The 1,161-nt window shown below is 33.9% G+C and carries 1 protein-coding gene; it reads left to right on the top strand.

From position 1 onward, the window contains the following. The first annotated feature begins 74 nt into the window (after positions 1–74). Entirely contained in the window at positions 75–596 is a 522-nt protein-coding gene (locus QRN68_RS12045) for a hypothetical protein (protein ID WP_285397128.1), read from the top strand. Positions 597–1,161 lie beyond the last annotated feature (565 nt).

Here is a 1,161-nt window from a genome sequence, read left to right on the forward strand (position 1 = left end):
ATTGGAACATAAATCATTCAACTACTGTATAATTTTGGTTAATCAACACGTGTGATGGAAAAACATTCTATCAAATGGGGCAATATCGGGTACAAGCAACCGATTTAGTGGTTTTTAAAGAAGTACCGATCGATATTCGTGCATCTTTCTATAACAATCCAGCCTATGTCATGATTAATCATAAGGGCTTGAAATTTGAAGGAGTGTATAGCCTTGAATATGGTGAACTTTTAACAGTTGGAAAACGAGAAGATGCTTGCAGACCACAAATATTTGTAGTTTCTATTGGGAAGGGTAAATTAAATTACTATCTTTGTGCTGGAGATATTGAAGGAGAGGATGTAATTACTCCTGGTATTCTTGATAGCACTGATATTCGAATTTTTGAAAAGATAATAAGAAATAAAGGCTTGTATATATTGACAGAAGATACAGAACAATACAGTGGTCCGATGATAACAAAATACCATGGGGAAGAGTTGAAAGGAACTGTCTTTTATTCACCAGGAATTGAGATAAATGGATATTTGATGGTGGGAGATGTGAATTTTGGTTTTATTCCAGCAAACCTACTGAAGCCAGTGGATGGTAAGTGAGGTTTTAAAAATTAAACCTTAAAAGAGAAATGTGCTTGCGTTCCGAGCTAACAGAGAAGACAGGAGCGCAACTGAGTCCAGTTAAAGGATACGTTGTAGATTGGGATAACAGAATTTATTTAAAGGAAATTTTTATCGATAGGTATTGAAATTAATGGTTGTCAATATGTAAAGAATGAATTTGATTCGTTAGCTAGCTATTTTTTAAGCAAGTTAGAGATAAGTGATAGATTATGAATTATAGCTCTCTTAATTTTTGTTAAGAGGGCTATTTTATATGGTTGGTTGACATATGGATAGGATGTTTGTCGATGTCTTAGGCTTAGCTGAATAAACGATAAAAGATGGGACTCCTAATTGTTAGACATAGTTATTTTATTAGGCAGCGGTTTGGGCATGTGTATTGGACTCATGCCTTTAATTTTGCCTTAATTCGTTTGATATTGTGATACGTTATGTGATTTAGAGAATTGGCTGGAATGGTAGATTGGTGAAATTATATTATGGGAAAACAGGCGTGTTGATTAGGAAAAAATAGGTTTATTATTGATCGATGAAAGGGTTT

Source organism: Lysinibacillus sp. fls2-241-R2A-57 (assembly GCF_030209535.1).
GTDB lineage: Bacteria > Bacillota > Bacilli > Bacillales_A > Planococcaceae > Lysinibacillus.